Origin of the sequence: Draconibacterium sp. (assembly GCF_041583095.1) — a bacterium.
Classification (GTDB): domain Bacteria; phylum Bacteroidota; class Bacteroidia; order Bacteroidales; family Prolixibacteraceae; genus Draconibacterium.
In genome coordinates this window covers 1-6468 of the sequence record NZ_JBFHGM010000283.1, presented here as the reverse complement: position 1 = coordinate 6468, position 6468 = coordinate 1, and the positions used below count along the sequence as shown (strand labels likewise).

General features: G+C 40.5%; 8 protein-coding genes. 1 reads left to right on the top strand and 7 read right to left on the bottom strand.

The genetic code is table 11. From position 1 onward, the window contains the following. From ABZB17_RS19090 to rfbA, 7 genes are all read right to left on the bottom strand, one after another. On the bottom strand, positions 1-617 hold a 617-nt coding region (locus ABZB17_RS19090), incomplete at its 3' end, for a DUF1080 domain-containing protein (protein WP_372652585.1). Between the two features lie 69 nt (positions 618-686). Further along, complete coding sequence (locus ABZB17_RS19085; protein ID WP_372652582.1) at positions 687-2429, bottom strand: phospho-sugar mutase; 1743 nt, start codon at positions 2427-2429, stop codon at positions 687-689. A gap of 8 nt (positions 2430-2437) precedes the next feature. Further along, a complete protein-coding gene (locus tag ABZB17_RS19080; RefSeq protein ID WP_372652580.1) occupies positions 2438-2713 on the bottom strand; it encodes a type II toxin-antitoxin system RelE/ParE family toxin in 276 nt (91 codons plus the stop codon). A gap of 11 nt (positions 2714-2724) precedes the next feature. Beyond that, a complete protein-coding gene (locus ABZB17_RS19075; protein WP_372652577.1) occupies positions 2725-2907 on the bottom strand; it encodes a hypothetical protein in 183 nt (60 codons plus the stop codon). 44 nt (positions 2908-2951) lie between these two features. After that, entirely contained in the window at positions 2952-3815 is an 864-nt protein-coding gene (gene rfbD / locus ABZB17_RS19070; RefSeq protein ID WP_372652575.1) for a dTDP-4-dehydrorhamnose reductase, read from the bottom strand. A 5-nt stretch (positions 3816-3820) separates the two neighbouring features. Further along, positions 3821-4375, bottom strand: coding sequence for a dTDP-4-dehydrorhamnose 3,5-epimerase (rfbC, locus tag ABZB17_RS19065; RefSeq protein ID WP_372652573.1), 555 nt, complete (start codon positions 4373-4375; stop codon positions 3821-3823). A 7-nt stretch (positions 4376-4382) separates the two neighbouring features. After that, positions 4383-5264 (bottom strand): glucose-1-phosphate thymidylyltransferase RfbA, encoded by an 882-nt coding sequence (gene rfbA / locus ABZB17_RS19060; protein ID WP_372652571.1) that lies wholly within the window; start codon positions 5262-5264, stop codon positions 4383-4385. A gap of 308 nt (positions 5265-5572) precedes the next feature. Here rfbA and ABZB17_RS19055 point away from each other — a divergent pair. After that, on the top strand, positions 5573-6468 hold an 896-nt coding region (locus ABZB17_RS19055), incomplete at its 3' end, for a 30S ribosomal protein S1 (RefSeq protein WP_372652569.1).

The following is a 6468-nucleotide window of genomic DNA, read 5'->3' as shown; positions in this document are numbered from 1 at the left end:
TTGTTTTGAACCAAAACACCATTGTGTAAAACGGTTACAGTTGGCGGAGTAAAATACGTACCATCGTCGTTAAAACGTGGCGCGGTATAAATAATATCGTACACCTGCCACTCGCCCGGGCCTTTGCAGGCATTTACCAGCGGTGCATGTTGTTTGTACAAACTTCCGGCCTGACCGTTGCGATAAGTGCGGTTGTTGTAATTATCCAACACTTGTACTTCGTAGCGTTTCTGAAGGAAAATACCACTATTTCCACGTCCCTGGCTTTCGCCAACTACTTCGGCAGGAGACCTCCACTCGATGTGTAACTGAAAATCTTCGAAAACACGTTTTGTCTGAATAATTCCGGCACCTCTTTCAACGGTTACACAGCCGTCGGCTACTTTCCAGCCAACAGGGCCACCAGCTCCGTTTGTCCACTCGCGGTCGATATCCACACCGTCGAATAAAACAATGGCATCCGAAGGTGCATCTGCCGGAGTTTCTCCCGGTGTAATTACCGGCACTTCCGGATCCCAGATTTCAGTCATTTCAGGAACCATTTGCGGTCTCTCATCTTGAGCTACTGCGCACACTGCAACAAAAAGCAAGGCTACAGTTAAAATTTTTAGTTTCATTTTTATTGATTTAGGTATTTTATTATTAATGCGCTAAGCGGTTTAAAACCGCTTAGCGCTTATCACAATTTACAATCCCAGTTCTTCCATTATCGCATCGATTTTGGCATCAGCTTTTTGCTCTTCTGCATCAAAATCTTCGCGCGATTTCAGCTCACCTGTTACTTCAAAATAGAATTTAATTTTAGGTTCTGTTCCCGATGGGCGAACCGAAATTTTTGTTCCATCCTGCGTAAAGAACTGCAATACGTTTGAAGTAATTTTCTGATCGATTTTCTTCTCTTCGCCGGTAATCAGGTTTTTCGCAATTAATGTTGAATAATCTTTTACCCATTCCATCGGCGAGCCACCCAATTCTTTTGGCGGATCGTTGCGGAATTTCGTCATAATCTGCTGAATTTCTTCGGCACCCGACTTTCCTTTACGAACCACATATTTCATTTTCTCGCGCGAGAAACCGTATTCCAGGTAAATATCCTGCAACAATTCGTACAATGTTTTGCCCTGATCGATAGCCCATGCAGTGATCTCGGCCATTAAAGCACAAGCCGAAACAGCATCTTTATCGCGAACAAAGTCAGAAGGCATAAAACCAAAACTTTCTTCGCCACCGCCGATGTATTTTTTCACTCCTTCGTTATCGCGAATTACTTCGGCAATAAATTTAAATCCGGTGTACACATCAAAATATTCGATGTTATTTCGGCGGGCAACTTCAGCAATCATTTCGGTAGAAACAATTGTTTTCACCACAAACTCGTTTCCTTTCAGTTTACCGGCTTCCTTCATTTTCACAATGATATAATAGAAGAAAAGCAGCGCCGTTTGGTTACCGTTAATAATGATGTATTCGCCTTTATCATCTTTAACCACAACTCCAATCCTGTCTGAGTCGGGATCCGAAGCCATTACAACATCAGCATCAATTTCGGCAGCTTTTTTCATGGCCATTTCCATAGCAGCTGGTTCTTCCGGGTTTGGCGAAACCACTGTTGGAAAATCGCCGCTTACCACATCCTGCTCAGGAATATTGATGATGTTGGTAAAACCAAATTCGCGTAAGGCGGCCGGAATTAGCTTCACTCCTGTTCCGTGAATTGGCGTGTATATAATTTTAATGTCTTTGTGGCGCTCAACCACGTCAGGTGAAATGGAAACCTTTTTCACTTCAGTAAGGAATTTGTTGTCCATTTCCTCTCCCAGTATCTCGATCAACTCGTCGGGGCCATCGAATTTGATGTCCTCAGGTTTAATTTTGGCCACTTCGTTAACGATGTTTACATCGTGTGGGCCAACAATCTGCGAACCATCTTCCCAATATGCTTTGTAGCCGTTGTATTCTTTTGGGTTGTGCGATGCGGTAAGAATAATACCACTCTGGCACCCCAACTCACGGATAGCAAATGAAAGCTCCGGTGTAGGACGCAAATCGTCGAATAAGTATGCTTTAATTCCGTTGGCAGCAAAAATCTTTGCACTGGTTTCAGAGAACAAACGGCTGTTGTTCCGGCAATCATGACCAATCGCCACTTTTATTTCATCAAGATCAGCGAAATTCTTCTTCAGATAATTACTTAATCCCTGCGTTGCAGCACCAACGGTGTAAATATTCATGCGGTTGGTTCCAACGCCCATAATGCCGCGAAGACCGCCGGTACCAAACTCCAGGCTGCGGTAAAAAGAATCAATCAGCTCAGTCGGGTCTTCAGCATCAAGCAGTGCCTGAACCTGACCTCTTGTTTCTTCATCGTAAGTATCCGAAAGCCATTCCTGCGCTTTCGCTCTTACTTCCATCAATTCTTGATTTTCCATGATTATATCTATTTTATTTTTCTATTTGTTAAGTCTCTGGCAGAATGATGAATTGTTAAAATATCAATTCGAGAATCTGACACTATCTGATAGATAATTCGATAGTTACCCAATACTAATTCTCTAACTTGTTCATCTTCAATTTCGGCTACCACTTTGCCAGCTTTAGGATATTTCTTTAGTACCTGTGTTCGTTGCAAGATTTTATTAATGTGGCGCATGGCGTAATATTTTGAATCTTTTGATACAAAATCCTTAATATTTTTCAAATCATCCTTTGCCAACAAAGTCCAGTTTATTCGAACCATTTTTTTACTTCATAGTCAAGTTCTGCCTCTGAAACTACATCACCTCTTGCTGATTGCTCTCTTGCTGTATCAATCTTCTCCATCAAGATTAACTTTTCGAATAATTCATCCATTGAAAACTCTTCAGGAAACTTATTCAATTCAGAAATAACTTTTGCTTTTGTCAACATTATAACCTCCAATCTTCGTTATAAACTTAAAGATAAGCTTTTCTTTATATTTTATCTGAAGCAAGTTTATCTAAGCACACTTTTAAACTATCACGCCAATACGGAACTTCCAGGTGATAAGTTTCTTTTATTTTTGCTTTATTCAGCACGCTGTAGGCCGGTCGTTTTGCCGGTGTCGGAAAATTCTCCGAGAGTACCGGTTTAACTTTACAGTCTACTTCTGAGAGTTCGAAAATTGCCAAAGCAAAATCGTACCAGCTGGCCACCCCTTCGTTCGAGTAGTGATAAATACCCGGCACAAACTTTTCACTTTCGGCCACTTTCAAAATTGCATTAGCCAAATCGGCGGCATAAGTCGGTGATCCTACCTGATCGAAAACCACGCCCAGTTCTCCTCGCTCTTTTCCGAGGCGCAACATGGTTTTTACAAAGTTATTTCCGAATGTTGAATACAACCAAGCCGTTCTGATGATCACTGTTTCCGGATTCTCAGACTGGCAGTTTTGCTCACCTTCCAGCTTTGTTTTTCCGTATGCACCGTTTGGCGCAACTGCATCTGTCTCTTCATAAGGAAGATGTGCATCGCCGGCAAAAACATAATCGGTTGAAACATGAATCAACTTTGCACCAACAGCTTTCGAGTATCTTGCAAGAAACTTTGGAGCCAATGCATTTACTTTTTGTGCCGTTTCTAAATCCGACTCGGCCTTATCAACTGCAGTGTAAGCCGCACAATTAATTAGCAGTTCAAAATTGTTGTCGGCAAAGTAACTTTTCACTTGTTCTTCATCCGTAATATCCAACGAATCAACATCAGTATATACAAATTCCCATTTGGGGTAATTTTTACTGAGTACTTTTAGTTCGTTCCCTAGTTGTCCGTAAGCGCCTGTTATTAATATCTTCATTGTTGCTAATACACAAAATTCATTTGAGCCTTTTCAAACGCCGGAGCATTTTTATCCTTTTCAGAAACCAAGGCCTCCTCTTCTTTTACCTGCCAGTCGATTCCCAATGTTTTATCAAACGGGTTAATTGAACTTTCGGCTTCGCGATCGTATAAGTTGTCGCATTTGTAGGTAAAAATAGCTGTTTCGCTTAAAACCGAGAAACCGTGAGCAAAACCACGTGGCACATATAACTGTTTCTTATTGTTTTCGTTCAATTCCACACCAAACCACTTCCTAAAAGTCGGCGATCCTTTGCGCAAATCAACAGCTACATCATAAACACTTCCCTGAATTACGCGCACCAGCTTTGCCTGGGCCGCATCACCCAATTGAAAATGCAAACCCCGTACAACTCCTTTTACAGATCTCGATTCGTTATCTTGTATAAATGGTCTGTCAATTCCTGCTTCGCGGTACCTTTCCTGCTGAAAAGTTTCGAAAAAATACCCTCTGTCATCTTCAAACACCCGCGGCTCAATTACAACTAATCCGGGTATTCCCGTCTCTACTATATTCATTATTTAATTAAAATGTAAATGCTTTTTTGCTGGCGATTTTTAATAAATATTCGCCATATTGATTTTTACTTAGTGGTTTGGCCAAATCAATAAGCTGTTCGGTGCTGATGTAGCCCTTTTTCCATGCAATTTCTTCAATGCAAGAAACTTTCAGGCCCTGGCGCTGCTCAATTGTTGATATAAAATTAGAAGCCTGCAATAAACTGTCGTGTGTTCCGGTATCCAGCCAGGCAAATCCCCGGCTAAGCAGTTTTACTTTCAATCGGTTTTCTTCAAGATAAATACGATTCAGATCCGTAATCTCAAGCTCCCCGCGTTTTGATGGTTTTAATCCTTTCGCTTTCTCAACCACATCATTCGAATAGAAATAAAGGCCGGTTACCGCATAATTCGATTTTGGCTCATCAGGTTTTTCCTCGATACTTATTACTTTACCGGCATCGTCAAATTCAACAACTCCGTAGCGCTCCGGATCATTCACATAATACCCGAATACCGTTGCACCGTCCTCAAGTGTTGCAGCCTGTTCCAGTATTTTTCTGAATTTATAACCATAAAATATATTGTCGCCAAGAATCATACTTACGTTATCATCACCAATAAATTCTTCGCCAAGGATAAATGCCTGTGCCAAACCATCGGGCGAAGGCTGAATTTTATACGCCAGCTTCAAGCCCAGTTGCGAACCGTCGCCAAATAATTTCTCGTACAAACCAATATCTTCGGGTGTTGATATAATTAATATCTCACGAATTCCTGCCAGCATTAAAACCGACAGCGGGTAATAAATCATTGGTTTATCGTAAACCGGAATTATTTGTTTTGAAATTGATCGTGTAATTGGATAAAGACGGGTTCCTGAACCGCCGGCTAAAATTATTCCCTTCATATTATATGGTTTATTCGTTCTATAGCTTGTCTGATTTCCTATTTCCCAACTTTTTAATGACTATAAAAAGAGGATTCATTTTATCAGGCTTCAAAAGTAAATAAAAGAAAACCGGAATGCAATCCAAAATAAGGGCATAAAACTAAACTATGTTAATCAAAGGGCATTTAAAGCTAAAAAACAGTCCAATTTTGCTCTATTTCAATAAAATAACACGAATCTTTTGTTTTAATTGAATTTAGTTATAATTTTGCGCGCGCAAATTTTAACAAATATAAAGTCTAACTCATTAATTTAATTAAAATTACATGACAGAAGAGAAGAAAAAAGAGCTTGAACAAGAAGTAGCAGAAACTCCTGTTCAGGACGAAAAAAATGAAGTAGTTGCAGAAACTACAGAAGCTCCGGTTGAAGAGACTGCAGCTGAAGAAAAAGCGGAAGCTCCTAAAGCAGAAGCAAAAAAAGAAAAAAAGGCCGTTGAAACAACAGCTGAAGCAGATGCTGATTTCGATTGGGACAGCCTGGAAGAAGGAAGAGATGCCTATTCGGAAAAAGAACGTGGCAGCCTTGAAGATCTTTACAACAACACACTAAACACTGTTACAGAAAAAGAAGTTCTGGAAGGAAAAGTTATTTCGTTAAACAAACGCGAAGTAGTTGTTGACATAGGTTACAAGTCGGACGGTATTGTTAGCTTGAACGAATTCCGCTACAATCCAGAGTTGACAGTAGGCGACAAAGTAGATGTTTACATCGAAAGTCTTGAAGATAAAAAAGGACAGATGATCCTTTCGCACAAAAAAGCGCGTGCAACTCGTTCATGGGAGCGTGTTAACGAATCGCTTGAAAACGATGAAATCATCAAAGGATACATCAAGTGTCGTACTAAAGGTGGTATGATCGTTGACGTATTTGGTATTGAAGCATTCTTGCCAGGTTCGCAAATTGATGTTAAACCTATCCGCGATTACGATGTATACGTTGGTAAAACAATGGAATTCAAAGTTGTTAAAATCAACCACGAATATCGTAACGTTGTTGTTTCGCACAAAGCACTTATCGAGGCTGAGCTTGAGCAACAGAAAAAAGAAATTATCGCTAAACTTGAAAAAGGTCAGGTATTGGAAGGAACCGTTAAAAACGTTACTTCATACGGGGTATTTATGGACCTCGGCGGTGTGGACGGACTTATTCACATTACTGA